This window comes from Rhodococcus daqingensis, from assembly GCF_042665615.1.
GTDB classification, from domain to species: Bacteria; Actinomycetota; Actinomycetes; order Mycobacteriales; family Mycobacteriaceae; genus Rhodococcus_G; species Rhodococcus_G daqingensis.
In genome coordinates, this window is the sequence record NZ_JBHTCS010000013.1 from 22,008 (window position 1) to 48,428 (window position 26,421).

The 26,421-nt window shown below is 69.7% G+C and carries 31 protein-coding genes and 1 pseudogene; 17 read left to right on the forward strand and 15 right to left on the reverse strand.

Going from position 1 to position 26,421, the window contains the following annotated elements:
* Positions 1-59: 59 nt before the first annotated feature.
* Positions 60-872 (reverse strand): alpha/beta fold hydrolase, encoded by an 813-nt coding sequence (locus tag ACFQS9_RS11505; protein ID WP_378404663.1) that lies wholly within the window; start codon positions 870-872, stop codon positions 60-62.
* Positions 873-1,031: 159 nt separating this feature from the next.
* Positions 1,032-1,895: a cutinase family protein gene (locus tag ACFQS9_RS11510; RefSeq protein ID WP_378404664.1), complete on the reverse strand. Its 864-nt coding sequence runs from the start codon at positions 1,893-1,895 to the stop codon at positions 1,032-1,034.
* Between the two features lie 91 nt (positions 1,896-1,986).
* Between ACFQS9_RS11510 and ACFQS9_RS11515 the strand changes: the two genes are divergently transcribed.
* Positions 1,987-2,352, forward strand: coding sequence for a VOC family protein (locus ACFQS9_RS11515; RefSeq protein ID WP_378404666.1), 366 nt, complete (start codon positions 1,987-1,989; stop codon positions 2,350-2,352).
* Between the two features lie 7 nt (positions 2,353-2,359).
* Here ACFQS9_RS11515 and ACFQS9_RS11520 read toward each other — a convergent pair whose 3' ends face one another.
* The gene (locus ACFQS9_RS11520; protein WP_378404668.1) at positions 2,360-2,845 is read right to left on the reverse strand and encodes an SRPBCC domain-containing protein; all 486 of its coding nucleotides are present in this window, start codon (positions 2,843-2,845) and stop codon (positions 2,360-2,362) included.
* A 2-nt stretch (positions 2,846-2,847) separates the two neighbouring features.
* Entirely contained in the window at positions 2,848-3,099 is a 252-nt protein-coding gene (locus tag ACFQS9_RS11525) for an ArsR/SmtB family transcription factor (RefSeq protein WP_378404915.1), read from the reverse strand.
* Positions 3,100-3,138: 39 nt separating this feature from the next.
* On the opposite strand from ACFQS9_RS11525, the gene ACFQS9_RS11530 reads away from it, so the two are divergent.
* From ACFQS9_RS11530 to ACFQS9_RS11545, 4 genes are all read left to right on the forward strand, one after another.
* The gene (locus ACFQS9_RS11530; RefSeq protein WP_378404670.1) at positions 3,139-3,351 is read left to right on the forward strand and encodes a DUF4287 domain-containing protein; all 213 of its coding nucleotides are present in this window, start codon (positions 3,139-3,141) and stop codon (positions 3,349-3,351) included.
* 34 nt (positions 3,352-3,385) lie between these two features.
* Positions 3,386-3,973: a methyltransferase family protein gene (locus ACFQS9_RS11535; RefSeq protein ID WP_378404672.1), complete on the forward strand. Its 588-nt coding sequence runs from the start codon at positions 3,386-3,388 to the stop codon at positions 3,971-3,973.
* Positions 3,974-4,049: 76 nt separating this feature from the next.
* A complete protein-coding gene (locus ACFQS9_RS11540; protein ID WP_378404917.1) occupies positions 4,050-4,649 on the forward strand; it encodes a ClpP family protease in 600 nt (199 codons plus the stop codon).
* A gap of 2 nt (positions 4,650-4,651) precedes the next feature.
* A complete protein-coding gene (locus ACFQS9_RS11545; RefSeq protein WP_378404674.1) occupies positions 4,652-5,248 on the forward strand; it encodes an ATP-dependent Clp protease proteolytic subunit in 597 nt (198 codons plus the stop codon).
* A gap of 17 nt (positions 5,249-5,265) precedes the next feature.
* Here ACFQS9_RS11545 and ACFQS9_RS11550 read toward each other — a convergent pair whose 3' ends face one another.
* Entirely contained in the window at positions 5,266-5,640 is a 375-nt protein-coding gene (locus ACFQS9_RS11550) for a helix-turn-helix domain-containing protein (RefSeq protein ID WP_378404676.1), read from the reverse strand.
* A 167-nt stretch (positions 5,641-5,807) separates the two neighbouring features.
* Between ACFQS9_RS11550 and ACFQS9_RS11555 the strand changes: the two genes are divergently transcribed.
* The 5 genes from ACFQS9_RS11555 to ACFQS9_RS11575 all read left to right on the forward strand — a co-directional run bounded on the left by ACFQS9_RS11555 (position 5,808) and on the right by ACFQS9_RS11575 (position 11,850).
* Positions 5,808-6,284, forward strand: coding sequence for an SRPBCC family protein (locus ACFQS9_RS11555; RefSeq protein WP_378404678.1), 477 nt, complete (start codon positions 5,808-5,810; stop codon positions 6,282-6,284).
* 75 nt (positions 6,285-6,359) lie between these two features.
* Positions 6,360-7,778, forward strand: coding sequence for a WS/DGAT domain-containing protein (locus ACFQS9_RS11560; RefSeq protein ID WP_378404680.1), 1,419 nt, complete (start codon positions 6,360-6,362; stop codon positions 7,776-7,778).
* 298 nt (positions 7,779-8,076) lie between these two features.
* Entirely contained in the window at positions 8,077-10,023 is a 1,947-nt protein-coding gene (gene htpG, locus ACFQS9_RS11565; protein ID WP_378404682.1) for a molecular chaperone HtpG, read from the forward strand.
* A 101-nt stretch (positions 10,024-10,124) separates the two neighbouring features.
* Positions 10,125-10,475: a hypothetical protein gene (locus ACFQS9_RS11570; protein WP_378404684.1), complete on the forward strand. Its 351-nt coding sequence runs from the start codon at positions 10,125-10,127 to the stop codon at positions 10,473-10,475.
* Between the two features lie 31 nt (positions 10,476-10,506).
* Positions 10,507-11,850 carry an MFS transporter gene (locus ACFQS9_RS11575; protein WP_378404686.1) on the forward strand — a complete coding sequence of 448 codons (1,344 nt, stop codon included), beginning with the start codon at positions 10,507-10,509 and terminating at the stop codon, positions 11,848-11,850.
* A 15-nt stretch (positions 11,851-11,865) separates the two neighbouring features.
* Here the strand turns inward: ACFQS9_RS11575 and ACFQS9_RS11580 are convergent, their stop codons facing one another.
* The 3 genes from ACFQS9_RS11580 to ACFQS9_RS11590 all read right to left on the reverse strand — a co-directional run bounded on the left by ACFQS9_RS11580 (position 11,866) and on the right by ACFQS9_RS11590 (position 15,015).
* Positions 11,866-12,486, reverse strand: coding sequence for a hypothetical protein (locus tag ACFQS9_RS11580; RefSeq protein WP_378404688.1), 621 nt, complete (start codon positions 12,484-12,486; stop codon positions 11,866-11,868).
* A gap of 163 nt (positions 12,487-12,649) precedes the next feature.
* Positions 12,650-14,347 (reverse strand): fumarate hydratase, encoded by a 1,698-nt coding sequence (locus ACFQS9_RS11585; protein ID WP_378404690.1) that lies wholly within the window; start codon positions 14,345-14,347, stop codon positions 12,650-12,652.
* A gap of 56 nt (positions 14,348-14,403) precedes the next feature.
* Positions 14,404-15,015, reverse strand: a complete 612-nt coding sequence (locus ACFQS9_RS11590; protein ID WP_378404692.1) for a DNA glycosylase AlkZ-like family protein — start codon at positions 15,013-15,015, stop codon at positions 14,404-14,406.
* Positions 15,016-15,068: 53 nt separating this feature from the next.
* On the opposite strand from ACFQS9_RS11590, the gene ACFQS9_RS11595 reads away from it, so the two are divergent.
* From ACFQS9_RS11595 to ACFQS9_RS11610, 4 genes and pseudogenes are all read left to right on the forward strand, one after another.
* The gene (locus ACFQS9_RS11595) at positions 15,069-15,890 is read left to right on the forward strand and encodes a CPBP family intramembrane glutamic endopeptidase (RefSeq protein ID WP_378404694.1); all 822 of its coding nucleotides are present in this window, start codon (positions 15,069-15,071) and stop codon (positions 15,888-15,890) included.
* 62 nt (positions 15,891-15,952) lie between these two features.
* Positions 15,953-17,356: pseudogene (locus ACFQS9_RS11600) on the forward strand (chloride channel protein); the annotation flags it as partial.
* Between the two features lie 51 nt (positions 17,357-17,407).
* Positions 17,408-18,016 (forward strand): CBS domain-containing protein, encoded by a 609-nt coding sequence (locus ACFQS9_RS11605; RefSeq protein ID WP_378404919.1) that lies wholly within the window; start codon positions 17,408-17,410, stop codon positions 18,014-18,016.
* Positions 18,013-18,960: an antibiotic biosynthesis monooxygenase gene (locus ACFQS9_RS11610; protein WP_378404696.1), complete on the forward strand. Its 948-nt coding sequence runs from the start codon at positions 18,013-18,015 to the stop codon at positions 18,958-18,960. The genes ACFQS9_RS11605 and ACFQS9_RS11610 overlap by 4 nt, the downstream gene beginning before the upstream one ends.
* 61 nt (positions 18,961-19,021) lie before the next feature.
* Here the strand turns inward: ACFQS9_RS11610 and ACFQS9_RS11615 are convergent, their stop codons facing one another.
* The 3 genes from ACFQS9_RS11615 to ACFQS9_RS11625 form a co-directional block, all read right to left on the reverse strand.
* Positions 19,022-20,158, reverse strand: a complete 1,137-nt coding sequence (locus ACFQS9_RS11615; RefSeq protein ID WP_378404698.1) for an NADH:flavin oxidoreductase — start codon at positions 20,156-20,158, stop codon at positions 19,022-19,024.
* A 49-nt stretch (positions 20,159-20,207) separates the two neighbouring features.
* The gene (locus ACFQS9_RS11620) at positions 20,208-20,570 is read right to left on the reverse strand and encodes a PLD nuclease N-terminal domain-containing protein (RefSeq protein WP_378404700.1); all 363 of its coding nucleotides are present in this window, start codon (positions 20,568-20,570) and stop codon (positions 20,208-20,210) included.
* 142 nt (positions 20,571-20,712) lie between these two features.
* On the reverse strand, positions 20,713-20,940 hold the full coding sequence (locus tag ACFQS9_RS11625) for a maltose regulon activator MalT (RefSeq protein WP_378404702.1): 228 nt from the start codon (positions 20,938-20,940) through the stop codon (positions 20,713-20,715).
* 263 nt (positions 20,941-21,203) lie between these two features.
* On the opposite strand from ACFQS9_RS11625, the gene ACFQS9_RS11630 reads away from it, so the two are divergent.
* Complete coding sequence (locus ACFQS9_RS11630) at positions 21,204-21,929, forward strand: DUF1906 domain-containing protein (protein ID WP_378404704.1); 726 nt, start codon at positions 21,204-21,206, stop codon at positions 21,927-21,929.
* A gap of 21 nt (positions 21,930-21,950) precedes the next feature.
* On the opposite strand, the gene ACFQS9_RS11635 is transcribed toward ACFQS9_RS11630, so the two are convergent.
* Positions 21,951-22,775 carry an oxygenase MpaB family protein gene (locus ACFQS9_RS11635; protein WP_378404706.1) on the reverse strand — a complete coding sequence of 275 codons (825 nt, stop codon included), beginning with the start codon at positions 22,773-22,775 and terminating at the stop codon, positions 21,951-21,953.
* A gap of 90 nt (positions 22,776-22,865) precedes the next feature.
* On the opposite strand from ACFQS9_RS11635, the gene ACFQS9_RS11640 reads away from it, so the two are divergent.
* Positions 22,866-23,498, forward strand: coding sequence for a TetR/AcrR family transcriptional regulator (locus tag ACFQS9_RS11640; RefSeq protein WP_378404708.1), 633 nt, complete (start codon positions 22,866-22,868; stop codon positions 23,496-23,498).
* 10 nt (positions 23,499-23,508) lie between these two features.
* Here the strand turns inward: ACFQS9_RS11640 and ACFQS9_RS11645 are convergent, their stop codons facing one another.
* A complete protein-coding gene (locus ACFQS9_RS11645; RefSeq protein WP_378404710.1) occupies positions 23,509-23,955 on the reverse strand; it encodes a hypothetical protein in 447 nt (148 codons plus the stop codon).
* Positions 23,956-24,003: 48 nt separating this feature from the next.
* Here ACFQS9_RS11645 and ACFQS9_RS11650 point away from each other — a divergent pair, with 48 nt between their 5' ends.
* Entirely contained in the window at positions 24,004-25,245 is a 1,242-nt protein-coding gene (locus ACFQS9_RS11650) for an MFS transporter (protein ID WP_378404712.1), read from the forward strand.
* A 179-nt stretch (positions 25,246-25,424) separates the two neighbouring features.
* Here ACFQS9_RS11650 and ACFQS9_RS11655 read toward each other — a convergent pair whose 3' ends face one another.
* Both ACFQS9_RS11655 and ACFQS9_RS11660 read right to left on the reverse strand, forming a co-directional pair.
* The gene (locus ACFQS9_RS11655) at positions 25,425-25,937 is read right to left on the reverse strand and encodes a nuclear transport factor 2 family protein (RefSeq protein ID WP_378404921.1); all 513 of its coding nucleotides are present in this window, start codon (positions 25,935-25,937) and stop codon (positions 25,425-25,427) included.
* Positions 25,938-26,011: 74 nt separating this feature from the next.
* Entirely contained in the window at positions 26,012-26,347 is a 336-nt protein-coding gene (locus tag ACFQS9_RS11660) for a hypothetical protein (protein ID WP_378404714.1), read from the reverse strand.
* Positions 26,348-26,421: the final 74 nt, after the last annotated feature.

The window sequence follows — 26,421 nt, forward strand, 5'->3', positions numbered from 1 at the left end:
CCTACGGATGCATCGTCCTGGCGCTGGGATCGCGGTCTCGGACAGGGGCGGGGCGGCCGCTAGGTGGCGTCGGCGGCCGCGACGATCGTGTCCGCCACGGCGCGCGGCTGGGAGACCAGCGAGACGTGTGAGGCCTGGATCTCGCTGGTGTGGGCCCCGATCCGGTTCGCCATGAACCGCTGGGAGGCGGGCGGGATCACGGTGTCCCCGGCGGAGACCAGATACCAGGACGGGGTGTTCGACCACGACGCGGGCCCGGACGGTTCGAGGTTGGCCCACACCGCGATCGATTTCTGGTGGGCGAGCATGGTCGCGGCGGTGCCGGCGCTGACGTCCGGCGCGAACACCTGGTGGAACGACGCGTCGGCGATGTAGCCGTCGAGGTTCTTGCCGCCGATCGCGTGCGCGTCGTCGACGAGCTTCACCTGCAGCGCCGGCGGGAGGAGTTGGCTGCCGGGGAACCGGATCGGGTCGAGCGCGAGCATCACGGGTTCGCCCTGCGCCGGGGCGAACGCCGCGACGTAGACGAGTGCCGCGACGTTCGGGTGCTGGGTGTTGGTGATGACGGCGCCGCCGTAGGAGTGGCCGACGAGAACCACGGGGCCGGAGATCCCGGCGAGCGTCTTCTCGATGGCGGCGGCGTCATAGGAGGGACCACGCAGCGGGTTGTCGGGCACCACGACCGGGTAGCCCCGCGCGCGCAGGTCGGCGGCGACGCCGTCCCAGCTGGTGGTGTCGGCAAATGCGCCGTGCACGAGCACGATGGTCGGGAGCGGCTTCGCGGTTGCGGGGTTCACCACCATGGCCGCGGCGGTTGCGAGCAGCGCGAACACCGTCAGCGCCGATCGTGCGAAGTGGACGATTCTTCTCATGACACGCCCCCAAGGGTGAAGCCGATACCGTCCTGCGGGGCCGCAGCCCGCGCGCAGTAACCGCGATCCCAGGCCCGGGCGACGCGCGGCCGTATCCGGGTGCTTTCGTGAGGATATCCGTCGGGCGGGGTCCGCGGCGGCGGAAGGGTGATTCCGTGGTCAGGCGGCCGGGCTCACGGCGCGTGCCGCGCCGAACGTCGCCTGCACCTGGATCCACTGCGCCAACACCTGGCACCCGGTCAGTCCTCCCGCGTCGAGCGGTTCGCTGGCGTACGCGACGTGCCGGCCGCCCCTGGGGTTGCTCAGCCGCACGCCGCGCCACGCCAGGCGCGGTGGCAGGTAGCCGAGCACCTCGAGCAGTGCGGTGCGCAGGCGCCGCAAGTCCGTCCGCCACTGCCGGAAGCCCAGTCGGGTCTTGGTAGCGTTCTGGAAGCTGTTGTTGCGGAGCAGTTCCCAGAGCTTTCGGAGCCAGCTGCACGGGTCTCGGAGCGACATCCAGCGGGTGAGGTCCGCGACGTCGCGCACGAAGCTGTCGTCGCTGGCGTTGCAGATCATGTCGTCGGGGTGCCCGACCCAGAGGACGGGAATCGAGTCCGGAATCGCCGGTCCCGAGCCCGCGACGCCGTGCCCGCGGCAGCCGGGTACCGCGCCCTCCGGTTGTTCGGGATCGGAGATCAGGCCGACGGCGGCGATGGCGTCGGCGGCCAGTCGCCCGGCCGCGACGTGCCCGAGCACCTCGCGGATGACCGTGCAGCCCTGCGAGTAGCCGATCAGCATCACCGGGCCGCCGGCCTCCGCGACGGCCTCGATCACCCGGCGCACGCCGACCTCGGTGCTCTGCCGGTAGCTCAGCCCGCCGACAGCGACCGGACCGTAGGACGCCGGGTAGCCGACCCAGCGGGCCACGAACCGCCCATCGAGGGCGTCGGTGACCTCGCGCAGCAGCCCGGACACCTCGGTGCGGCGGTCGTCGGGATGCGATTCACCAGTGCCCCCGACGGCGAGAACGGTGATCAGCGACATGCGTCCACGATGCCCGCGCCGGGTAAGGATCCGTTCAGGGGCGCCTGAGAAGATCCTGGCAATCGGCGCCCGGTGACTTAGTGTCGATCACATGACCCGGCCCGCTATCGGTATGGAGTACACCGTCCTGGACTGCCCCGATCCGGCCGCATTGGCCGGCTTCTACGGCGCGGTGCTCGGCTGGGAGCTCGGGCGGTCGGACGACGACTGGGTGGTCCTGCAGGGGCCGGGGGCGCTCCGGCTGGCGTTCCAACTCGCGCCCGACTTCGTCCCGGTCGACTGGCCGGCCCAGGGCGTGCGGATGCACCTGGATCTGCGGATCGACGACATGGATGCCTCCACGCGGTGGGTGCTCGGGCTGGGCGCGGAGCTCGTCGAGGGACCGGCGGAGCACCCGGACTTCACGGTGTTCCGGGATCCGGCCGGTCACTACTTCTGCCTGTGCCTGAACGACTGAGCGGCGGTCAGCCGGCCTGCGCCAGCAGCGCGTCGAGCGCCGCGTAGGAGGCGTTCATGCCGTCCTCCATGCCGGACTGCAGCATGCCGTCGCGTTCGGCTGTGGTGAAGTACTGGCTGTCGATGACGACCTTGGTGCGGCCGTCGCCCAGGTCCACGAACTCGACGGAATCGATGCACACGTGCGCGGGCATGCCGTCCCACTCGAAAGAGTAGATCAGCCGGTCCTTCGGGGTGATCTCGCGGAACCGCCCCTCGAAGCCGTCGGATCCGCCCTCGTGGTGCTCGACGAACCGCCAGTGCCCGCCGCGCTCGAACTCCCAGCGCTCGATGTCGAGCGGGTTTCCGCGACCCCACCACTGAGCGAGCTGCTCGGGTTCGGTGTACGCGGCCCAGACCCGGTCGCGGGTGGCGTTGAAGACGCGTTCGACGTGGATGTCCCGGTCGCCGGGGGTGGACACGGTCGCGGCGGCGGGGGTGTGGTGCGTGGTCATCGTTACTCCTCCATGCGGTTGAGGAACTGTCCGAGACGGTCCAGGCGGCCCTCGATCTCGAGCTGGTGACCCCTGATCCAGGCGGCCTCGCGGTCGAGCGGGTTCGTGCCGAGTCGGCAGTGGCGCACGCGGCCGCGCTTCTCGGTCACGACCATGCCAGCCTCTTCGAGGAGGCGCAGGTGCTTCGTGATACCGGTGAGGGTCATCCCGAAGCGCTCCGCCAGCTCGCTGACCGTGATTTCGGCGGTGTCAATGGCGGGGTCGGCGGGATCCCCGGCGGTAGCGTCATACGCATGACTGAGCCAGTGAAGGGTCCGGCCTCCTACTTCCCCTCGATCGAGAAGAAGTACGGCCGGCCGATCGCGGAGTGGAAGACCATGATCCGGTCCTCGGACCTGACCAAGCACCTGGAGCTCGTCGGCTGGCTCAAGACCGAGCACGGGATGGGCCACGGGCACGCCAACGCCCTGGTCAAGCACACCCTGGACGAGGACGCGGCCGGCTAGGTCGGCCGCGGACGCGAGGGATCAGGAGGCTGTCGTGCTCCCACTGTTCGCGTCCGACCCCGTCGCCGGAGCGGTCCTGGCCGCGGCGTTCGCCGCATTCGTGTTCTCCGAGTTCTGGATCGGGCGTACCCGGCCCGGCAGCGCCGAGCGGGATCAGGACGCCCGCAGCGGGCTCGCGGTCGGGCTGGGACTGCTGGTCGCCTACGGCGGCGGTCTCGCGGTCAGCCTGCTCGTCACCGCGACGGTGATCACCACGGGTGCCATCTGGTATTTCGTTGCGGGCCTGGCGATCGCGGCCGCCGGACAGGGCCTGCGCCTGCGCGCGGTGCGCGAACTCGGGGCCGCGTTCACCTTCAAGGTCCAGGTCGCGGAGGGGCAGACGGTGGTGGACACCGGCCTGTACCGGTGGATCCGGCACCCGTCCTACACCGGCGCGCTGATCTGCGCGCTGGGTTTCACCATCGCGTACACCAACTGGCTCGCCCCGCTGGCGGTGCTCGGGCTGGTGCTCGGTTACGTGGTGCGGATCCCGCACGAGGAGCGGACGCTGGCCGAGGGCCTCGGCGAGCCGTACCGGCAGTACATGCGCCGCACCAAGCGGCTGATCCCGTTCGTGTTCTAGGCGCTGACCGGATCCGTCTGCCCTCGGCAGACAAATCGATTCGTCACCGCGCCAAGCGGATACAACGGAATGCATGATCGCGACACCATCCCTGACCTATCGAGACCAACTCACCGACCGGCTGTTCCGGCAGCGCACCGTGCTGCTGACCGGTGAGGTGAACGACGAGATGGCCGAGCGGGCCTGCGCCGAGCTGGTGCTGCTCGCCACGGCCGACGCGGACCGCGACGTCGTCGTATACATCAACTCGCCCGGCGGCTCCGTGCTGGCCGGGCTCGCCATCTACGACACCATGAAGCTGATCCCCAACGACGTGGTGACCGTCGCGCTGGGGTTCGCCGCGAGCATGGGCCAGGTCCTGCTCGCCTCCGGCACCCACGGCAAGCGGATCAGCCTGGCGCACAGCCGGATCATGATGCACCAGCCATCGGCCGGCATCGGCGGCACGGCGATGGACATCGCCATCCAGGCCGACAACTGGGAGTACATGAAGCGGCAGTCGGAGGAGATCCTGGCCGCGGAGACCGGCCGCACGGTCGAGGAGATCGCCGCCGACAGCGACCGGGACCGGTGGTTCACCCCCGAGCAGGCGCGCGAGTACGGGATCGTCGACCACGTGGTCGGATCGTTCGCGCAGATCGCGCCGTTCGCGACCGCACAACGGATGGGGCTGTAGTCATGGCGCAATACGCGATCCCCAGCGTCATCGAGCGGACCCCCGCGGGCGAGCGCTCCTTCGATGTGTTCAGCCGCCTGCTCAACGAGCGGATCATCTTCCTGGGCACCGAGATCGACGACGGTGTGGCGAACGTGGTGATGGCGCAGCTACTCCACCTCGAGGCGGAGGCGCCGGAGCGGGAGATCGGCCTGTACATCAACTCGCCGGGCGGGTCGACCACCGCGATGCTCGCCATCTACGACACCATGCAGTTCCTGCGCCCCACGGTCGCCACCTACTGCATGGGTCAGGCCGCGTCCGCCTCGGCGGTGCTGCTCGCCGCGGGCGCGCCGGGGCGCAGGCACGTACTCGCGCATTCGCGGGTGCTGCTGCATCAACCGTCCGCGCGGGGCGAGGGCACCATCTCCGACCTCGCCCTGCAGGCCGCGGAGGTGCTGCGGGTCCGGGCGCAGACCGAGGAGATCCTCAGCGCGCACACCGGCCAGGATGCGAGCCGCCTGCGCAGGGACACCGACCGGGACCGGATCTTCACCGCCCAGGAGGCGCTCGACTACGGCCTCGCGGACCAGATCATCGTCTCCCGGGACGCGGCGTAGCGGACGGCGCCCGCCGATCAGGCGGCCAGCAGCTCCACCCGCGGCGCACCGGTCACCGGGCGCTGGCCGGTGCGTCGCGGGGCCGACAGCCGCCGGACACCCCGGGCCAGCAGGTTTTCCAGCGGCAGGCCGAGGGCGTCGCACACCGAGCGCAGCATCTCCGACGACGGCTCCTTGCGTCCGCGCTCCATCTCGGAGAGGTACTGCTTGGACATGCCGACCTCCCGCGCCACGTCGTCGAGGGTGCGGTCCTGATCGCGACGCTCGTCGCGCAGGATCTCGCCGTAGACCTTTCGCAGCAGGGGAGCGGGCCCGTCGCCCCGGTCGGGGCGTCGGCCGTCACGTCGCCTCGTGGCGATGTCGACGACGATCGGGCGGTCGGGGGCTGCCATGTGCCGAGTCTCGCACCGCCACGCGGTCGCCGTCGCGTTGTTCACGCACGGCGGACACCGCGCACGCGGATCCCGGTGAGCCCGCGTGTTCGGTGGCGACCGACCGTTGCGGGGTGGAGAATTCGGCGAGAGCCCGGCCATCGGGCGCAACGGAAACGGAGACCTGCATGGCACCCGAGAGCAAAGACAGCTTCCTCGTGGAACGCTCCCTCGACGTCGCCGCCAGCCCGGCCACGCTGCACGCACTGATCGAGGACTTCCACCGCTGGCCCGACTGGTCGCCGTGGGAGGAGCTCGACCCCACCATGACCCGCACCTACGGCGGGGCCGATCGCGGGGTCGGCGCCACCTATTCCTGGTCGGGCAACCGCAAGGCCGGTTCTGGGTCGATGGTCATCACCGAGTCGGTGCCAGGGCAGAAGGTGGTGCTGGACTTGGCGTTTCTGAAGCCGTTCAAGGCCCAGAACGTCACCACTTTCCTGCTGGAGCCGAGCGGCGCCGGTACCACGGTCCGCTGGCAGATGGCCGGCACGAAGAACTGGTTCTTCAAGATCTTCGGGTTCGTGTTCAGCATGGACAAGATGGTGGGCAAGGACTTCGAGAACGGCCTCGCCAAGCTGAAGGCCCTGGCCGAGGCGGGTTAGGGGCCCGCCGTCGGGACCGAACGATCCCGCCGCGGTGACGGTGACGGTCGGTGATACCTTCCGTCGGTGCCGCGGATGAGTCCCCCTGATGCGCAGACGTACTGGATCTCCACCAAGATCCACAGCGATCAGTACCTGCTCTACTGCTTCGCGGACCCGGCCGACTCGATGGCCGCGATGCGCGCGTCGCTCATCGCGCGTGCCGCGTTCGTCACGGACCTGCGGATCAGAGTGCGTGAGGTCCCGTTTCACGCCGACTACCCGCACTGGGTCCCCATGGACATCGGCGTCGATCACGTCCAGGTGCACGCGCCGCTCGGGAGCTGGCAGGACATCCCGCCGGCGGTGGGGGAGCTGCTGACCGAACGTCTGGACCCGTGCGAATCACCGTGGCGGTTGCACCTTTTCGCGGTCAGTCGCGGTGCGCCGCGGTGCGGTGACTCGCCCGCGGTGGTGGCGGTGCTGCAGGTCGCGCATGCCCTGGCCGACGGCCGGGTTGCCTCGGCGCTCGCCCGAGCCCTGTTCGGCGGGCGGGCCGCGGCGATGCTGCAGGCGCCCGGACCCACGCCGTGGCGACCGGCGTGGGCGCTGGCCCTGGCGGCCGCCCGGCTGCCGGCCCAGCTGGCCTCCCTCGTCGCCGCGGCGGTGCCCGCTCACCGGACGCACCGGGCGCTCGAGCACGACACCGCCGCGGGGGTGCTCCCGCCGCAGCCGCCGAGCCGGCCCAAGGGACCGACCAACGCCCGGCCCGACGATCGCCGGTCGGTGCGGATGGTGGTTCGCGATGCCGCGGACCTGCGCGGGCCCGGCGTCACCGTCACGGTGGGGGCGATGACCGCGATCTCGGTGGCGCTGTCCCGGTATCTGCGGGCACACGGGAGCGAGGTGCCCGGCGACCTCGTCGCGGAGGTGACGGTCGCCAAGCCGGGGCGGGCGCGGGCGCGGAACCATTTCCGCAACGTCGCCGTCGACCTGCATCCGGGCGTGGCCGACCTTCGTGAGCGCGCCGAGGCGATCGCCGAGTCGATGGCGTCCCGCCGGGCTCGCGGTGAGCACCCCGCCGCGGCGGCCGCGGACCGCGCACTGCGCTCGGTTCCCGGACCGCTGGTGCGGTGGGGCGTCGAGCAGTTCGATTTCGGTGCGATCCCCGAGACCGTCACCGGCAACACCGTGGTCTCCAGCGTCGACCGCGGCCCCGCCGACCTGTCCCTCGGCGGCGGCCCGGTGCGATTCACGGCAGGTTTCCCGGCGTTGTCGCAGTTCATGGGCCTGACGCACGGCGTGCACGGCATCGGCGACACCGTGACCATCAGCGTCACCACCAGCCCGGCCGTGCTGGCCGACGTCGATGCCTACGAGGCGATGCTGCACGACGCGATCGACGAGGTCAGGGCGACACTTGGGTCAATCGGGTGGCGAGCAGCGCCGTCCCCCGATACCCTGCATTCGGTGTCGGAAGATCCGGCGATGTCGGTGAACCCGGCAGAACAGTGACGACTCGACGAGTCATCGAAGGAGTCCCAGATGTCGACGTACATTTATGATGCACTGGTTCCCTATGTCGGGCCGGCCGAGGCCGCGAACCTGGCCGCCGCCCTGGCCGTCGGGCCGTAGGGTCCACAAATCATCACGTGAGGCCCGGTGGAGCGTCCGCTCCGCCGGGCCTCACGCATGTTCGGGGCCGGGACGGGCTCGGGGAATGCCCGGGCGCGCGGCGTCGGCGTAATATGCCGACGACGAATCTGGTGTCGAGGCCCGACGTCGAGGGCCTCGGCTGTCGAAGGGAATCGGATTGAACGCGCACATCGAGCAGCTCGAATTCCAGGCGGAAACCCGCCAGCTGCTGGATCTGATGGTCCACTCGGTCTACTCGAACAAGGACTCCTTCCTCCGTGAGCTGGTCTCCAACGCCTCGGATGCGCTGGACAAGCTGCGCCTCGAGGCGTTCCGCGACAAGGACCTCGACGTGGACACCTCGGATCTGCACATCGAGATCGAGGTGGACAAGCAGGCACGCACCCTCACCGTCCGCGACAACGGCATCGGCATGTCCCGCGAGGAGGTCGTCGACCTGATCGGCACGCTGGCCCGCTCCGGGACCGCGGACCTGCGCCGCAAGCTCCGCGAGGCCAAAGACGCAGCCGCAGCCGGGGCATTGGGCGCTTCCGAAGAGCTGATCGGGCAGTTCGGCATCGGCTTCTACTCGACCTTCATGGTGGCGGACAAGGTCACGCTGCTCACCCGCCGCGCGGGCGAGAGCCAGGCCACGCGGTGGGAGTCGAGCGGCGAGGCCACGTACACGATCGAGACGGTGGACGACGCGCCGCAGGGCAGCTCCGTGACCCTGCACCTCAAGCCCGAGGACACCGAGGATCACCTGCACGACTACACCTCCGAGCGCAAGATCAAGGAACTCGTCAAGCGCTACTCGGACTTCATCGCGTGGCCGATCCGCATGGACATCGCGCGCAGCGTGCCGGGGGAGGACGGTGCCGAGGCGACGGTGACCACCTCGACCGAGACGATCAACTCGATGAAGGCGCTGTGGGCGCGATCGAAGGACGAGGTCTCCGAGGAGGAGTACCGGGAGTTCTACCGGCACATCGCGCACGCCTGGGACGACCCGCTCGAGACCATCCCGATGAAGGCGGAGGGCACCTTCGAGTACCAGGCGCTGCTGTTCATCCCCACGCACGCGCCGTTCGATCTCTTCCAGCGCGACGCCAAGACCGGCGTCCAGCTCTACGTCAAGCGCGTGTTCATCATGGACGACTGCGACCAGCTGATCCCCGAGTACCTGCGCTTCGTCAAGGGTGTGGTGGACGCGCAGGACCTCTCGCTCAACGTGTCCCGCGAGATCCTGCAGCAGGATCGGCAGATCCGGGCCATCCGGCGACGGCTCACCAAGAAGGTGCTGTCCACCATCAAGGACATCCAGGCCGAACGCCCCGACGACTACCGCACCCTGTGGACCCAGTTCGGTCGCGTGCTCAAGGAAGGCCTCCTGTCCGACACCGACAATCGTGATGCGCTGCTGGGCATCTCGTCGTTCGCATCCACCCACAGCGAGGACGAGCCGACCACCCTCGACGAGTACCTGACGCGGATGAAGGACGGCCAGGAGCAGATCTACTACGCGACGGGCGAGACGCGGCAGCTGCTCGAGAGCTCGCCGCACATGGAGGCCTTCCGCGCCCGCGGTCTCGAGGTGCTGCTGCTGACCGATCCCGTCGACGAGATGTGGGTCGGCGCGGTGCCGGAGTACGAGGGCAAGTCCTTCCAGTCGATCGCCAAGGGCGAGGTCGATCTCGATACGGAGGAGGACAAGAAGGCCAAGGAGTCCGAGCGCGAGGAGCAGGAGAAGGACTTCGCGGGCCTGCTCGCCTGGATGACCGAGACGCTCAGTGAGCAGGTCAAGCAGGTGCGGCTGTCCACGCGGTTGACCACGTCCCCGGCGTGCATCGTGGGCGACGCGTTCAGCATGTCGCCGGCCCTGGAGAAGATGTACCGCGCCTCCGGGCAGATGCTCCCGCCCACCAAGCGGATCCTGGAGCTCAACGCGGAGCACCCGCTCGTCACGGCGCTGCGGACGGCTCAGGCCGACCGCGACGACGATCCCGCGCTGGAGGAGACCGCCGAGTTGCTGTACGGGATGGCGCTGCTCGCCGAGGGCGGCGAACTCGACGACCCCGCGCGGTTCACCGGCATGCTCGCCAACCGCCTGGCCCGAACGGTGTAGTGGGTCGGCCGATTCCGATCGGCCGACACCGACCCCGGCGCGCCGCGTCGATCTCGTGGGATCGAGAATCGGTGCCGCGCGCCGGGGGCTACAGTGCGGGTATGTCTGTCGTATACAACGTATTCGTCGCCATCCACCTGCTCGGCATGGCCGCCATCGTCGGTGGCTACTTCGCGGTTCTGGCGGAGCCGCGGGTGTCCGAGGTCATGGTGTGGGGTGCCCGGGTCCAGTTCCTGACGGGCCTGATCATCGTCGGGCTCGGCGAGGGCGCGCTGGACAAGGACTACAACCACACGAAGATCGCGGTCAAGCTGGTGCTCTCGCTCGCTGTGGTCGCGCTCGCCGAGATCGGTCGGGGCAAGCAGAAGCGGGGCGAGGGGAACCCGAACCTGGCCCATGCGGCCGGTGGCCTCGCGATCGTCGCCGCCCTGGTCGCCGCGCTCTGGACGTAACACCGGCAGGACCGGCACCAGGCAGGTCGCGGTGAATCCCGAAACCAGAACCCGCGCAGAGCGACTCGACGAGCTCCCGCTCACCCGTCGGCACGGCAGGCTGCTGCTCGGCTCCGGGATCGGGTGGGCGCTCGACGCGATGGACGTCGGCCTCATCTCCTTCGTGATGGCCGCGCTGGCCGTGCACTGGGACCTGAGCAAGACCGAGCTGTCCTGGGTCGGGTCGATCGGCTTCGTCGGGATGGCCATCGGCGCGAGCGTCGGCGGGCTGCTCGCGGACCGCATCGGTCGCCGACAGGTGTTCGCGGCAACCCTGCTCGTCTACGGCCTCGCCACCGGCGCCACCGCGCTGGCGGGCTCGCTGGCGGTGCTCATGCTGCTCCGCTTCGTCGTCGGGCTCGGGCTGGGTGCCGAGCTGCCGGTCGCGTCGACCCTGGTCAGCGAGTACGCGCCACGAAAGCAGCGGGGCCGCATGGTCGTTGCGCTCGAGGCGTTCTGGGCGGTGGGCTGGATCCTGGCCGCCCTGATCGGCTACTTCGTGGTCCCGCTCGGCGACGACGGCTGGCGCTGGGCGCTTGCGGTCGGCATCGTCCCGACCGCCTACGCGGTGGTGGTCCGGTTGGGCCTGCCCGAGTCGGTGCGCTTCCTCGAGAGTCGCGGCAGGCATGCGGAGGCGGAGGCGGCGGTGCGGTCCTTCGAGGACTCGGCGCGGATCGGCGGGGCCCCGGCGCCCGACGCCGAGCCCGACCGCGATGGGCCGGTCCCGCTCGCCTCCGACGCGGTGACCGAGTCCATCTGGTCGCCTCGGCTGGGGCGGCGGACGGGTGCGCTGTGGGTGATCTGGTTCTGCATCAACCTGTCCTATTACGGCGCCTTCATCTGGTTGCCGAGCCTGCTGCTCGGACAGGGCTTCGACCTGGTGAAGTCGTTCCAGTACACGCTGGTCATCACCCTCGCCCAGGTGCCCGGGTACGCGGTGGCGGCCTGGCTGATCGAGGTGTGGGGCCGCCGCGGCACACTGGCGACCTTCCTGATCGGGTCCGCGGTCGCCGCCGGCCTGTTCGGGCTGGCGGACTCGCCGACGCAGATCGTCGCGGCGGGTATGGCGTTGTCGTTCTTCAACCTCGGTGCGTGGGGCGCCCTCTATGCGATCGGCCCCGAGCTCTACCCGACCACCGTGCGGGCATCGGGTACCGGCGCGGCGGCGGCGTTCGGGCGGATCGCGTCGATCATCGCGCCGTTGATCGTGCCGTGGCTGTTGACCGGCGGCGGCAACGGGCTGGTATTCGGAGTGTTCGCGGTGTCTTTCGGGCTCGCGGCGCTCGCGGCCCTCGCACTGCCCGAACTCAAGGGGCAGGCGCTGGCCGAGCGCTGACGAGTCGTCCTCCTCTCAGGCCATTTCCGGCACGTGCAGGTGTGCGATCGCGAGTTCGAACTCGCAGACCTCCAGGATCTCGCCGCCCATCTCACGGACGGCCGCCGCCCGGATCTCCTCGGCCATCTCGCGGTTGTGTTCCATCGCGTCGTGGCTGTCGAAGGTCACCGAGGACACGGCCCGTCCCGCGGCGTGGTCGACGAGCAGGCTCGCGCTGCAGAAGCCCTCGAGGTCCTCCATCGACGGCAGGGACACCATCTTGTAGACGTCGATGGCGTGGTCCATCTTGCCGGGCTCGAGCTTGATCCACACGACCCGAACGCAGGCGCCATGGCTCGAACGATGATCGCGGTGCAGGACCGCGATGTCCCACCGCTCCACCTTCGTGGTGCCGCCGAACACCTTGGCGGCATCCTCGCGGAGCTTCAGGACGTGACCCTCGCTTCCGCGGAGGGACTCCTCGTCCATCCAGGAACTGGTGGCGATGCAGCGACCCGAGTCGTGGTCGACGAGCAGGGACAGCCCGGCGCACCCCTCGAGGTCCGCGAGGGCGGGCATCACCGTGTCGCGAATGTGCTTGATCCCTGCGTCGATGAACGACGGGTGGGCCTGGATAGTGGTAGAGCGTGCGAACACGATCCACCTCCTTCTCTCGAGGCAGCACCCCGGTGGCGCCACCGGTCAACCCCCCTCCTGCCTCACCTTCCTCCCACCGGCTGCGCATGGCAATGGTCGACGGCAACGAGAAGGCCCGGCGGAGCATGTGCTCCGCCGGGCCTCGTCGTTCGCAGGTCTCAGCTCACAGGCCGGGACGCTTGCCCACCGTCAGGGTGACCTCGCCGGTGTGCGCGAAGAAGTCGTTGCCCTTGTCGTCGACCACGATGAACGCCGGGAAGTCCTCGACGTCGATCTTCCAGACCGCCTCCATGCCGAGCTCTTCGTACTCGACGACCTCGACCTTCTTGATGCAGTCGAGCGCCAGCCGCGCGGCGGGCCCGCCGATGGAACCGAGGTAGAAGCCGCCATGGGTGTTGCAGGCGTCGGTGACCTGCTTGGACCGGTTGCCCTTGGCCAGCATCACCATCGAGCCACCCGCGGCCTGGAACTGCTCGACGTACGAGTCCATCCGGCCGGCCGTGGTGGGGCCGAACGAGCCGGACGCCAGGCCCTCGGGGGTCTTGGCCGGACCGGCGTAGTACACCGGGTGGTCCTTGAGGTACTGCGGCATCTCCTCGCCGGCGTCGAGGCGTTCCTTGATCTTCGCGTGCGCGATGTCGCGGGCCACGACCAGCGGGCCGGTCAGCGACAGCCGGGTCTTGACCGGGTGCTTGGACAGCTCCGCGAGGATCTCGGGCATCGGCTTGGTGAGGTCGATCTTGACCGCGGCGCCCTTGCCGGTGCCCGAGATGCCGTCGGTCTCGGCGTCGAGCTGGGTGTCGGTGACCTCCGGCAGGAACCGGCCCGGGTTGAACTCGAGCTGCTCGAGGAAGATGCCCTCGGGGGTGATCTTCGCCTTCGCCTGGCGGTCCGCCGAGCAGGAGACGGCGATCGCGACGGGCAGCGACGCACCGTGGCGGGGGAGCCGAACGACGCGGACGTCGTGGCAGAAGTACTTGCCGCCGAACTGGGCGCCGATGCCGATCTTCTGGGTGAGTTCGAAGACCTTCTTCTCGAGCTCGTGGTCACGGAAACCGCGACCCGTGATCGCGCCCTCGGTGGGCAGCTCGTCGAGGTAGTGCGCGGACGCGTACTTGGCCGTCTTGAGCGCGAACTCGGCGGACGTGCCGCCGACGACGATCGCAAGGTGATACGGCGGGCAGGCCGCGGTACCGAGCGAGCGGATCTTGGCCTCGAGGAACTGCATCATCGAGTCCGGGTTCAGGATCGCCTTCGTCTCCTGGAACAGGTACGACTTGTTGGCGCTTCCGCCGCCCTTGGCCATGAACAGGAACTTGTACGAGTTCTCGTGGCCCTTGGCCGTGTCCGCGTACAGCTCGACCTGCGCGGGCAGGTTGCTGCCGGTGTTCTTCTCGTCCCACATGGTCACCGGGGCCATCTGCGAGTAGCGCAGGTTCAGCTTGGTGAAAGCGTCGTAGACGCCGCGCGAGATGGCCTGCTCGTCGTCCCCGGGGGTCAGGACCTGCTGGCCGCGCTTGCCCATGACGATGGCGGTGCCGGTGTCCTGGCACATCGGCAGCACCCCTGCCGCCGCGATGTTCGCGTTCTTGAGCAGGTCGAGGGCGACGAACTTGTCGTTGTTCGAGGCCTCCGGGTCGTCGAGGATGCTCGCGAGCTGCGTCAGGTGGTCGGTGCGCAGGTAGTGCGAGATGTCGTGCAGTGCGGTCTCGGTGAGAAGCCGCAGCGCCTCGGGCTCGACTTGCAGGAAGGTGCGACCGTCCGGTCCCTCGACCGTGGACACCCCCTCGGTGGTCAGCAGCCGGTACTCGGTGTTGTCGTCACCGATCGGCAGCAGGTCCTCATAGAGGAAGTCGGCCATCATCTCTCCTGAACAGGCGGCGTGCGAGGGGCAGCCTCAGGTTAATGGTGTGCCGATCACCCCTCCTCGACGACCCCGACCAGCGTGACGCCGCGGTGGGCCGCCAGCGCCTCGGCCTGCCCGTCGATGTCGTCCCGCAGGCGGGCGGTGAGCTCGATCCACGGGGTGATCTCGATGGTGAACTTCTTGCCGGCGGCGCGCGGGCGCCACAGGCCCACGACCTCGCCGCCGACCGTGATCGCGCCCGGTCGGCCCAGGGCTGGCCACAGCGCCCCGCGTCGGTCCGGGTCGGCAACGAGGAGCTCGCGGTCCCTGAGTTGCAGGTACGGATCGAACGGGCCGAGAAGGCGGACGGAGTCGTCGGGCGGCGTCGCGAGCAACACAGGGAGATCGTCGGCGAGGATCGACACCAATCCGCCCTGCAGCGCCGCGAGCCGAAATGGCATCTCGTACAGGTGGATGGCATTGCATGGGCGGCAGAACCGCAGGTAAGGCTCGCCGACCTGCTCGGTGAGGGCGGCCGACACGGTGCCCTTGACGGTCGGCTCGGCGACGATCTCGCGCATCAGCTCGGCGACGGTGCGCAGGGCGTCGAGCGCCGGGACCCCGGCGGCTTTGAGAGGCCGGTTGGCGTCGAAGATGCGCTTGCCGGCGTCGGACTCGGACAAGTGTAGGACCGCGGGCTCAGGTTGGCGGGCCGCCGATCCGTACACTGGGTGCAATGCATTTTCGGGACCTCGGCGGCGCGCTGGCACCACTCACCTCCCGGCCGGTCGCGGTCGGCGTGGATGGCGTTGCTGGGCCCGACGCGGACGCCGCCGCTCCCACGCGCGCCCACCCCAGACTGCACGCCTACGTCGACGTCGTGGTCGTGGTGCTGGTCCTCGTGGGAACGAACCTGATCGCCCACTTCACCAACGCCTGGGCGAGCGTCGCCACCGTGCCGATCGCCGCGGTCGTGCTGGTCGCCCTGACCCGTCGTAGGGGACTTGGCTGGTCGGAACTGGGCTTGTCGCGGCGGCACTGGCGTACCGGATCGCTCTATGCCCTCGCCGCGGTCGGGCTGGTCGTCGCGGTGGTCGCGATCGGGGCCCTGCTCCCGATCACCCGGCCGTTCTTCATGGCGGACCGCTACGCCACCATCTCGGGCGCGCTCATCGCGTCGATGATCGTCATCCCGTTGCAGACCGTGATCCCGGAAGAACTCGCGTTCCGAGGGGTGCTGCACGGCACCCTGGACCGCGCCTGGGGAGCGCGCGGGGTGTTCGCCGCGGGGTCGCTGCTGTTCGGCCTGTGGCACATCGCCTCGTCGCTCGGGCTGACGAGCGGCAACCGTGGGCTGACGGGGATCCTCGGCGGCGGGGTGTGGGGGCAGGTCCTCGGGATCGCGGGCGCGGTGCTCGCCACCGCCGCCGCGGGCTTCGTGTTCACCTGGCTGCGGAGCCGCAGCGGCAGCCTGATCGCGCCGATCGCGCTGCACTGGTCGCTCAACGGGGCGGGTGCGCTCGCCGCCGCCGTGGTGTGGCAGATGTCCGTGGCCTGACGCCACCCCTCGGTGGGCAAACAGCCATCGGCCCGCGTAGGCGCTGACTAGGCTGGCCCACTATGACGGCCGGCGACCGCCGGCTTCTCGCGGCGACCGGGCTGCGCTCGGCCGAGACCGCCGCGGGTCGCTGGCTCAAGCACACGAGCTACCTGAAGAAATGGCTGGTGCTCGGCGTCGCGATCGGCATCATCGCCGGACTCGGGGCCGTCCTCTTCTACCTCGCGCTCTCCGAGGCCACCCACCTGTTGCTCGGCGTGCTCGGTGGCTACACACCGCCCGAGGCCGCGGGGGAGGGCGGCGGCGCGGGCAGCGGCCACTCGACTCGCCCGTGGGCGATCCCGATCGTCGTCTGTCTGGGCGGGCTGGCCTCCGGGATCATCGTGTTCACCTTCGCCCCGGAGGCCCAGGGACACGGGACCGATGCGGCCATCGAGGCCATCCACCGGAACCCCCGGATGATCCGAATGCGCGCGGTCCTGGTCAAGCTCGTCGCGTCCGCGATCATGATCGGCTCGGGCGGCTCCGGTGGCCGCGAGGGGCCCACCGCCCAGATCTCCGCCGGATTCGGGTCGCTGCTCGCGCGCAGGCTGGACCTGACGCCGAGGGACGGCCGGATCGCCGTCGCGGTCGGCATCGGATCCGGCATCGGCGCGATCTTCGGGGCGCCGCTCGGCGGCGCCCTGCTCGCCGCGTCGATCGCCTATCGGGACGACTTCGACTTCGACGCGGTGATCCCGGGGTTGATCACCTCGATCGTGAGCTACACCGTGTTCGGCTCCCTGCTCGGCTTCGCCCCGCTGTTCGGTTACGCCGCGGCCGACTACCGCTTCGACGAGCCCCTCCAGCTGGTGTGGTTCGCGGGGATCGGCGTCCTCGGCGGCCTCGTCGGGCTGCTGTACAGCAGGGCGTTCTACGGCACCGTGGCGGTGGCGAACCGGGTGCCCTGCAGTCGGATGGTCAAGCCGGCGATCGGCGGGCTCCTGGTCGGGCTGATGGCGCTGGCCCTGCCCGAGGTGCTCGGCAGCGGGTACGGCTGGGTCCAGCAGTCGTTGGACCGGACGGGTCTGATGGCGATCCCGCTCTGGGTGGTGGTCGCGCTGCCATTCGCGAAGATCCTCGCCACCTCGCTGTCGATCGGGTCGGGGGGATCGGGCGGCATCTTCGGGCCCGGGATGGTGATCGGCGCCTTCACCGGCGCGGCGGTGTGGCGGCTGCTCGAGCCGATCGCGCCCGCGGTCCCGGACTCGCCCGCGCCGTTCGTCATCGTCGGGATGATGGCCTGCTTCGGCAGCGTCGCCAGGGCGCCGATCGCGGTGATGCTGATGGTCGCCGAGATGACGGGCAGCCTCACCATTCTCGCGCCGGCCATGGTCGCGGTGGGGCTCGCCTACCTGATCGTGCGGCGATCGGGGGAGACGATCTACCGGGCCCAGCTGGGCACCCGCGAGGATGCGCGCGCGGCGCGGCTGCTGCTGGGGTTGCCGCTGCTGGGACGGGTGGGTGTCGCGGAGGTGATGACGGCGCCGAGACTCGTCCTCGTCGGGGGCACCGACGTCGCCGATGCACGCAGGCGGCTGCGCGATGCCGACGTGCCGGGGGCGCCCGTGGTCGACGACGAGGGGCGCTTTCTCGGCGCGGTCTCATCCGCGGAACTCGCCGTCGCGCAACCGGATACGACGCTCGCGCGACGAGCCGACGCGGGCGCGCCGACCGTCGACGTCACGGCGAACCTCGACGAGGCCCTGGAGGCGTTGCCCGACGAGGTTCGGTGGCTGACCGTCCTGGACGAGCGCAGGCGGGTGCGCGGCATCGTCGCGGTGCCGGACATCGTCCACGGCTATCGGGCCGAGATCCTGGCCGAGGAGCGTCGAGTCGAGCGGGTCGGGTCGCACGTCGAGGTGCTCGAGGTGCTCGCGGGCGAGGGTTCGCCGGTCTTGGGGAAACCGCTGGGGGACAGGGCCCTTCCGCCGGGTTCGCTGGTCGTCTCGGTTCGTCGGGGCGACGCGGTGCTGCCGGGCACCGCCTCGACCCGCCTGCGGGCGGGCGACGCGGTCACCATCCTGGTCCCGCCGGACCAGCGCGAATCGGTTCGCCGAACGGTCGAGGGGCGAGTCGACCGATGAGCGCCGCCACCGCCGTCACCGTGTTCCACCGGACGCCCGACGGCGCCGCCTTCCGCAGCTGGGCTGACGGCGTGGGTGCGGCCGCCGGGGGCGTGGACGGTTTCGTCGATGCGAGGGCCGCCGCGTACGAGGAGCCCGAACTGGACTGGGCGGTGTCGGTGACGTTCGATTCCGAGGAGCGCCTGCACCGCTGGCTGGACTCGGCCGCGAGGGCGCGGCTGATCGCGGAGGGCGAGACCCGGGGATTCCGCAGGGCGAGCTCGGATCTGATCCTGCTCGAGGGCGGCCTGCCGCCCGGCACCGCGGTCTTCGAGCACTCGGTTGCGCCGGGGCGGGAGGGGGCCTTCGAGGCCGCTCAGGTGCGGCTGTCCGCGTTGATCGCCACCTTCTCCGGCTTCGAGGGCACGACGGTGCTGCGGCCGGCGGGTCCGGGCGTCTGGATGTCGGTGCTCCGGTTCCGCACCGACCGTCAACTCGCCGAGTGGATGGGGTCGAAGCAGCGCGCCGAGGCGCTGCCGGAGCTTCGCTCACAACTGGTGGAAGACTTCTCGGTGGTCGCGCGGAGCACGCCGTTCGGTTCGATCCTGCGGGTGCAGGACGGCAGGACGCGGATCACGCCGCAGTGGCGGACCGCGATGCTGGTCCTGCTGGTGCTCTACCCGACCGTGATGACGCTCTCGCGTTTCCTCGGGCCGGTGTTCAGCGAGTGGGGCGTGCCCCCGTGGCTGTCGATGTGGCTCAGCCAGATCCTCAGCGTCGGCCTGATGACCTGGCTGTTCATGCCCGCCGTCACGCGATGGTTCCGGCGCTGGCTCGATCCCGTCGACGGTGCGGGGCCGCGCGTGGGGCTGATCGGGGCGGCGGTGGTGGCCCTGGTCTACGCGGCGACGCTGACGCTGTTCGCGTCGGTGCACTGGCTGCAGTTCTGGGACTACATGGACTGAGGGGCGGGCGGCTTCCCGCTCCGTCGAGTGACGGAGCGGGAAGCCGCCGGCCGATGGTGTGTCAGCGCAGCACTTCGCGGTGCTCGTTCGCGTACGGGATGTGCTCGTCGATGCGGCCGTCCCGCAGCTTGTTCACCCATTCCGGGTCGGCCAGCAGCGCCCTCCCGACGGCGACGAGGTCGAACTCCTGGTTCTCGTACTGCTCGAGCACCCGGTCGATGCCGACGGTGTTCGAGGCGGCGTCGGCGGAGAACGCCGTGGTGAACACCTTGTCGAGCCCCACCGAGCCGACCGTGATCGTCGGCAGCCCGGACACCTTCTTCGTCCATCCCGCCAGACCGAGCTTCCCGTCGGAGCCGTCGAGTTCGCCGAACGCCGGTTCCCAGTGTCGGCGGGTGGACGCGTGCAACACGTCCACCCCGGCGGCGACCAGCGGGTCGAGTACCTGCTCGAGCTCGGCGGGCGACTGCGCGATCTGCGCGTCGTAGTGGTTCGACTTCCACTGGGAGAATCGATAGACGATCGCGAAGTCCTCGCCGACGGCGGCGCGGATGGCCGCGACCACCTCGGCGGGGAACCGGGTCCGCGACCGGAGCGAGCCCCCGTAGCCGTCCGCGCGCCGGTTGGTGCCGGCCCAGAGGAACTCGTCGAGCAGGTAGCCGTGCGCGCCGTGCAGTTCGATGCCGTCGAATCCGACGTCCTTGGCGTTGACCGCGGCCGCGACCCACGCCTCCCGCAGATCGTCGAGCTCTCCTGTCGCCAACGGCCGCCCGACCGGGGAGCCGTCGAGGCCGAGCCCGGACGGGCTGACGGAGGTCGCCTCCGGGTTGAGCCGGGCACCGTCTCCGCGCTCGGCGCCGAGGTGCCACAGCTGCGGGATGATCGCGCCGCCCTCCGAGTGCACGGCGTCGACGACGGCGCGCCAGCCGGCCAGGCTCTCGGTGCCGTACAGGCGGGGTACGCGGGTGTGCGGGCCTGCGGCCAGGTCGGGGATGTATGTCCCCTCGGTGATGATCAGGCCGACCCCGCCCGCCGCGCGTCGCCGGTAGTACTCGGCCACGTCCTCGCCGGGGATCCCGTCCGGGGAGAAGCCCCTCGTCATCGGCGCCATGGCGAAGCGGTTGTTCAGTTTCAGCGACTTGACCGCGAAGGGTTCGAAGAGTCCGTCGACGGGCAGGGGGACAGGTGATTCGCTCATGACTCTCGGCAACTACATGCAGGTGCACATTTATTCCGGCGCCGGCCGGCTAGGGCTCGCGTTGCTCGCGCTCGATCCGCTGCTGCTTGGCGATCCGGCGCTGCTCCTCGGCCCGCTCGCGACACTGCCGCAGGAAGGCCTCGTCGTCCTCGGGGTTCTGCGGGATCTGCCGACCGGGTCGGTCGTACTCGCTGTACGCGGAGGGATGCGTTCGGCTCTGCGGACGCATCGGGCCCTGGGGGCGGCCGAGGATCAGCCACAGCAGGGACCCGACGGTCGGGATCAGCAGCACGATCAGGATCCAGCCGATCCGGGGGAGGTGCCGTACCGCGTGGTCCTCCGCGGTGAGGACGTCGACGATGCAGAAGATCCACAATGCGAGCATGACGAGACCGAAAGCCGCGTACGGCATGAAAATGTCCTCCCCTGGTACAGCGCAGCGCCGAGTTGCGCCGCGTCACCCGGCCGCGCGATGCGGTACCGAGATGACCCCCGCGGGGGAGGATACGTGCTGGGTGCGCCGATCGTGAGCTTTGCTCAGATATTGCTTCCGTTCAGCCCTCGTCGAGGGCGACCCACTTGCCGAAGGGGGGCGGGCCCTCGCCGTGGACCTTGATCTGCTGCGTGGTGGCGGTCGGGTGTTTGACGTGCATCCATTCGTAGCCGTGCAGCACGTGTTCCTCGGCCGCGGATTCGTCCACCACCACCATGTCGCCGTTGGAGCGCTGCTCGAAGGCGAATCCACTCTCGGGTGCGATGACCCACCACGTCTGATTGCCCATGACCTCAAAGTCCCATCCGGGAGAAGTTGTGCGGACAAGTCCGACGTTACCGCCGATCGCGCGGCGATGGGCGTCCCGATTCGGCGTCGAAGGGGGCGATACGCTGCCACGACGCCGCAACCGGTGTTGCTGGAGATATCAATGTGACTGGCGACACCAGAGTGATCTGTGGTGGAATGCTCGAAACCATCCGAGCCACCGTGGCCCCTCGTCGGCAGTCGGGGCGCGCCGGAGGCGACAGCTATCAGTGATGTGAGGGCGTCGTGCAGGTTTCCCGTCGAGAACTCTTCAAGTACGTGGCCGCCGGATCCGCCGCACTGGGCGTCACGGCGCTCGGATCCAATTCGCTGCTCGCCCAGGCCTCCCCGAACCTCGGCACGCTGATCGACTACGCGGGCGGGGTTCCGTCCGCGGAGGCCATCCTCGCCGCCGGACACGTCGGGGCCATCCGCTACGTCTCGGACCGTCGGCCCGGGGCGGAGTGGATGGAGGGCAAGCCGATGCTGGAGGCGGAGGCGACCGCACTCGCCGACGCCGGGCTGGAGGTCGTCTCCTGCTACCAGTTCGGCAAGGCGGCCACCGCGGACTGGCGCGGCGGATTCGAGGCGGGCGTGGAGCATGCCGAGCGCGGACTCGAGCTGCACCTGGCCGCCGGCGGTCCGGAGAACCGGCCGATCTACGCCTCCATCGACGACAACCCGAGCGAGGACGACTTCACCGAGCTGATCGCCCCGTACATCCAGGGTTGGGAATCGGTTGTCGGGCACGAGAACACGGGCGTCTACGCGAATTCGCCGACCATCGACCTGTTGGTGGCCGAGGGCCTGGGGTCGTTCTACTGGCAGCACAACTGGGGCACGCCGACGGGCTTCGTGCACCCCGAGGCGCATCTGCACCAGTACGAGATCGACAAGCGTGCGGTCGACGGAGTGGGAATCGATCTCAACGCGATCCTCAAGCCCGACTACGGGCAGTGGTCGCTCGCCTAGACCCCGCTCGCCGCGTTCGGCTCAGACCGCCGGTCGCCCGGTGCGCAGTCGGCGTCGCAGGTCCCACATGTAGACGTTGAACGGGAACAGTCGCACGATCCGGGGCATGAACCCGTTCACCCTCGCGACGACGGACATCATCGCGTCGAATCGGCGCTGATCGCGCGCATCCCACGACATCTGCATCTCGTCGCGGAATTGTTGCGGCAGGAATCCAGCCGTGATGAACCGGTTGAGCGGTCCGAGCAGCAGACCCACCGGGCGCGGGAAGAACTCGGCGGACGCGATCCGGTACAGGTATCGGCGCACGGTGTCGTCGATGGACACCTTCGCCAGCGACTCCTCCCAGTACCTGTCGAACGCGGCCCGATCGCTCGGCCACATGCCCTCCTTGACCTGCAGCGTGGTGCCGAGTCGGGCGGCCTGCCGATAGAACTCGTCCGCCTCGTCGTCTGCCATCGGTCCGTGCAGGGCGAGGTGCGTGTCGACGAAGCCCCGGTACAGGCAGGCCGCCACCCACAGCTGCAGCTCGGGGTCGAAGGCGTTGTACTGCACCGGGCTGTCCGGGCCGGACCGGACCTGGCGGTGGGCACGATTGACCTCCTGGCGGTACGCCAGGCGCTCGTCGTCGCTGCCGAGCCCGACGACGGCGAGGTAGGTCAGCGTCGTCCTGGTGCGCTTGATCGGATGCCGGAAGATCTGCCCGCTCTCGACCGTGCTCTCGACGACGCCGTAGCCGACCCCGGGCCGCGCCAGCTGCATGATCACGTTGGCGGCGCCCGCCATCACCGATACGCCGTCGATCATGTCCTCGAACCGGTCCGTCCCGGTCGTGGTCACCGTCATGGGAACCGCCCTCCGTGAGTCGCGCTTGATCTGAGAACGCCTGTGTGCAGATATTAACCGCGGGTACGACGGGGATGTCAAGATGGAGCGGTGACGACCCAGCAACAGCGCGTCTACGGCGGGCTGGACGCAGACCAGCGCGTCGCCGAGCGCAGGCGACGGTTCATCGAGGCGGGGCTCGACCTGCTCGGCGGCGAGGGCGACGCGGAGCCGGCGGTGTCGGTGCGCGGGGTGTGCAAGCACGCCGGGCTGGTGGCGCGGTACTTCTACGAGAGCTTCGCCGACCGCGACGCCTTCGTGGGCGCCGTCTACGATCACGTCGTCGACGACCTCGCCGCCACCACGCACGACGCCGTCACCACCACCGCGGGCGATCAACGGGTCAAGACGCGGGCGGGCATCGCGAACCTGGTCCGCATCATCGCCGACGATCCCAGGCGGGGCCGCCTGTTGTTCTCGCCCAGGCTGTCGAGCACCCTGCTCGCGCAGCGGAGGATGCAGTCGTCGTGGCGCTTCGCCTCCCTGCTCTGGGCGCAGGCGCGCGAGTTCAACGCCGGACGCGATTCCGAGAATCTGCGGCTGCCAGCGCATTTCATGGTCGGCGGACTCGGTCAGGCGTTGAGCGCGTGGCAGAGCGGAGAGCTGACGCTCGACCGCGAACAGTTGGTGGATGCGTGCACCGACCTGTTCGTGTCGGCATTGCGCCAGGCCTCTCCGCGGTAGCGGGCCTCGCTCAGCAGGCCGGCTTGGCGATGTTGTAGATCTGCTGCGCCTGATCGGGGGTGGCCTTGACGCCGTTGTTCTCCGCCCTGGACTCGAGGCCGGCGACGATTTCCTGCTCGGACTGGCCGGCGTCGATGTCGGCGCAGGTCTGCGCGAGGATGTCGGCGATGGCATCGTCGTCGCGGCCCTCGGCCAGATCGGGGTTCGCGACCTTGAACGCCGCGGTGAAGGTCGCCACCTTCGCGCTGTCGAGGGCGCCCTTGACCTGTGCGGCGGCGGTACTGGCCGCGGCGTTGACCGAGGACTGAGCGCCCTCCGCGGCTTCGGCGACCGACGACATCGCGGCGGACGCCTTGTCCTTTGCGGCATCGGTCTTTTCGGTGACCTCGTCCGAACTGCATCCGGCGAGTGCGAGGGCGATGGTGGAGGCGGCGAGCAGTGCTGCTGCTTTTCTCATGCGATCGAGCGTAACCCCGGAACGGACAACGGTGACAGACTTTCCGGCATGGGTGTCCAGGGGTATGTCGCACTGCTGGCGCACCGGCCGGTGCGCAGGCTGATCCTGGTCGGGATGATCGCGCGGCTGCCGCACTCCGCGGCGGGACTGATCCTCACCCTGCACGTCGTGCAGACCCTCGGCAGGGGATACGCGGCGGCGGGCCTCGCCGCGGCGGCCCTGACCGTCGGCATCGCGGTCGGCTCGCCGTGGCGAGGCCGGCTGATCGATCGAATCGGGCTGCGAAAGACCCTGCTGCCCTCGGTGATCGCGGAGGGCGTGCTGTGGCCGATCGCCGCCTTCGTGCCCTACGAGGCCCTGATCGTGGTCGCGTTCGTCGGCGGCGCCTTCGCGCTGCCGATCTTCACCGTGGTCCGCCAGAGCATCAGCGTGCTCGTCGGCGAGTCGGATCGGCGGACTGCGTATGCGCTCGACTCGATCGGCACGGAGCTGGTGTTCATCGTCGGGCCTGCGACCGGGGTCTTTCTCGGCACCCACTTCAGCACCCGGCTCACCCTCATCGCGATCGGCGTGTCCGTCGTGGTGGCCGGGCTGTTCCTGATGTGGTTCAACCCGCCGACCCGCAGCGAGACCGCCGCCGTCGCGGCGGGTGCCGAGGCGGCGGTCGCACCCGCGGTCGACGAGGCGACGGCGGCCACCCTCAGCGCCGCGGCGCGCCCCGGCTGGCTCACCGCGGCCACCGTCGGGGTGTTCGCGGCCTCGGCGGGGGCCACGTTGATCCTGGCGGGCACGGACGTCGGCATCCTGGCCGCCCTGCGGGAGAGCGGGGAGGTGCAGTCCCTCGGCGTCGTGTTCTTCTTCTGGTGCGCGTCCTCGATCGTGGGCGGTCTGATCTACGGCGCGATGCACCGCCCGGTGAGCCCGGCGCTGCTGCTGTTCCTGCTTGGCCTGTTCACGCTCCCGATGGCCTTCGCCAGCTCGACCTTCACGCTGGCGGCCCTCGCCATCCCGGCCGGACTGTTCTGCGCGCCGGTGATGGCGGCGACCGGCGAGGCGATCGCGGACCTGGTCCCGGAGGACCGGCGGGGCGAGGCGATGGGCTGGCAGGGGACCTCGTTCACCCTCGGCGGCGCGATCGGTTCGCCCCTCGCCGGTGCGATGGTCGACCGCGCCGGACCGGCGGCCGGGTTCACCACGGTCGCGGTGGTGGGCATGGTGATCGGCTTGGCGGGGTATGTGGCCAGGCTCTGGGTCGCGGCCGCGCGGGCCCGCCGACACGACCGCGGGTGAGCATCGCGGTCGGGCCCGCTGGCGGTAGCGTCAGCGGAACCGATAACGAAAGAGGACAGACGTGGAAGCAATCATCAACATCCTGTACGCCCTCGCGGCGAACATCTACGACAGCGTGTCCGGCTCGAGCGGATCCGCGGCCCCTCAGGAACCGCAGAACCCCTAGGGAACGACGCGCCCTAGGCGCCGCCCACCGCGGCGAGCCACGTGCGGGCCTCGTCCGGAAGTCCTCCGGACGACTCCGCGCTGCGGCACCATTTCTTGGCCATCTTCAGGAACTTCATCGGGTTGTAGACGTCCTCCTCGCAGGACCACAGCCCGTCGCCCGCGTAGTGCAGGATGGTCAGGTTCGACGCCTCGTGGAGCGTGCCGTCGCCGGGATCGCGCATCGGGTTGCGGATCTCGCAGATGACCCAGCCGCGCTCCTCGTCGATCGTGTGCCAGGCCGCGGGGAACTCCGTCATGTGGTTGCCGGGGAAGCTCGTCATCGTCCGGATCACCCACTCCCGGATCTCTTCCCGGCCGTTGAAGTTCCCATAGGCGTGCTCGATGTAGGTGGCGTCCTCGGTGAACATGTCCGCGAACAGGTTCCAGTCGCCCGTCGCGGTGGCCTTCTCCACGGTGCGCTGATAGCCCTCGAAGGCCGACTCCAGCTCAGCCCTCGTCCACGTCCGGTTTCCGGTCTGGTCCACCTCGGTCACGTGCGTCCTATCGTCGAATTGTCTTGTGCGGCTGTCAGGTTCTGGGTGAGCGGCGTGGGTACCGCTCAGGTCTGGGTGTGCGACGTCGGCGACACCGCGAGGCCGGGTTCTTCCGCCAGCACGTGCAGCGGGCGATCGCCCGGGCTCGCGGTGTCGGCTCGCCAGGACAGCACCGACCATTTCGACAGTCCGGACAGTGCCGAACCCAGGCTGCCGAACGAGCCGGTGGACAGTGCGGAACCGGCCGAGCCGATGGAGCCTATCGAGAGGATCGAGCCGACGCTGCCGATCGAGAGAATCGAGTACGCCGATCCGATCGAGAGGATGGAGCCCTCGGATCGGACCGACAGGATCGAGCGCCGCGCGTGCAGGGACTTCCACGAGTGCGGTACGGAGGCCATCGCTGAGGTTTACCACAGGGCAGACAAAAGCAGAAGGGCCCCTTCGCGATGCGAAAGGGCCCCTCTGACATGAC

Coding starts and splice junctions, on each gene's coding strand:
- ACFQS9_RS11650 (WP_378404712.1), top strand. CDS start 24,004: ATGGGTGTCCAGGGGTATGTCGCACTGCTGGCGCACCGGCCGGTGCGC.
- ACFQS9_RS11545 (WP_378404674.1), top strand. CDS start 4,652: ATGGCGCAATACGCGATCCCCAGCGTCATCGAGCGGACCCCCGCGGGC.
- ACFQS9_RS11635 (WP_378404706.1), bottom strand. CDS start 22,775: ATGACGGTGACCACGACCGGGACGGACCGGTTCGAGGACATGATCGAC.
- ACFQS9_RS11520 (WP_378404668.1), bottom strand. CDS start 2,845: ATGACCACGCACCACACCCCCGCCGCCGCGACCGTGTCCACCCCCGGC.
- ACFQS9_RS11610 (WP_378404696.1), top strand. CDS start 18,013: ATGAGCGCCGCCACCGCCGTCACCGTGTTCCACCGGACGCCCGACGGC.
- ACFQS9_RS11510 (WP_378404664.1), bottom strand. CDS start 1,895: ATGTCGCTGATCACCGTTCTCGCCGTCGGGGGCACTGGTGAATCGCAT.
- ACFQS9_RS11660 (WP_378404714.1), bottom strand. CDS start 26,347: ATGGCCTCCGTACCGCACTCGTGGAAGTCCCTGCACGCGCGGCGCTCG.
- ACFQS9_RS11645 (WP_378404710.1), bottom strand. CDS start 23,955: ATGAGAAAAGCAGCAGCACTGCTCGCCGCCTCCACCATCGCCCTCGCA.
- ACFQS9_RS11620 (WP_378404700.1), bottom strand. CDS start 20,570: ATGCCGTACGCGGCTTTCGGTCTCGTCATGCTCGCATTGTGGATCTTC.
- ACFQS9_RS11625 (WP_378404702.1), bottom strand. CDS start 20,940: ATGGGCAATCAGACGTGGTGGGTCATCGCACCCGAGAGTGGATTCGCC.
- ACFQS9_RS11605 (WP_378404919.1), top strand. CDS start 17,408: ATGACGGCGCCGAGACTCGTCCTCGTCGGGGGCACCGACGTCGCCGAT.
- ACFQS9_RS11530 (WP_378404670.1), top strand. CDS start 3,139: ATGACTGAGCCAGTGAAGGGTCCGGCCTCCTACTTCCCCTCGATCGAG.
- ACFQS9_RS11615 (WP_378404698.1), bottom strand. CDS start 20,158: ATGAGCGAATCACCTGTCCCCCTGCCCGTCGACGGACTCTTCGAACCC.
- ACFQS9_RS11595 (WP_378404694.1), top strand. CDS start 15,069: ATGCATTTTCGGGACCTCGGCGGCGCGCTGGCACCACTCACCTCCCGG.
- ACFQS9_RS11555 (WP_378404678.1), top strand. CDS start 5,808: ATGGCACCCGAGAGCAAAGACAGCTTCCTCGTGGAACGCTCCCTCGAC.
- ACFQS9_RS11505 (WP_378404663.1), bottom strand. CDS start 872: ATGAGAAGAATCGTCCACTTCGCACGATCGGCGCTGACGGTGTTCGCG.
- ACFQS9_RS11560 (WP_378404680.1), top strand. CDS start 6,360: ATGAGTCCCCCTGATGCGCAGACGTACTGGATCTCCACCAAGATCCAC.
- ACFQS9_RS11550 (WP_378404676.1), bottom strand. CDS start 5,640: ATGGCAGCCCCCGACCGCCCGATCGTCGTCGACATCGCCACGAGGCGA.
- ACFQS9_RS11585 (WP_378404690.1), bottom strand. CDS start 14,347: ATGGCCGACTTCCTCTATGAGGACCTGCTGCCGATCGGTGACGACAAC.
- ACFQS9_RS11515 (WP_378404666.1), top strand. CDS start 1,987: ATGACCCGGCCCGCTATCGGTATGGAGTACACCGTCCTGGACTGCCCC.
- ACFQS9_RS11570 (WP_378404684.1), top strand. CDS start 10,125: ATGTCTGTCGTATACAACGTATTCGTCGCCATCCACCTGCTCGGCATG.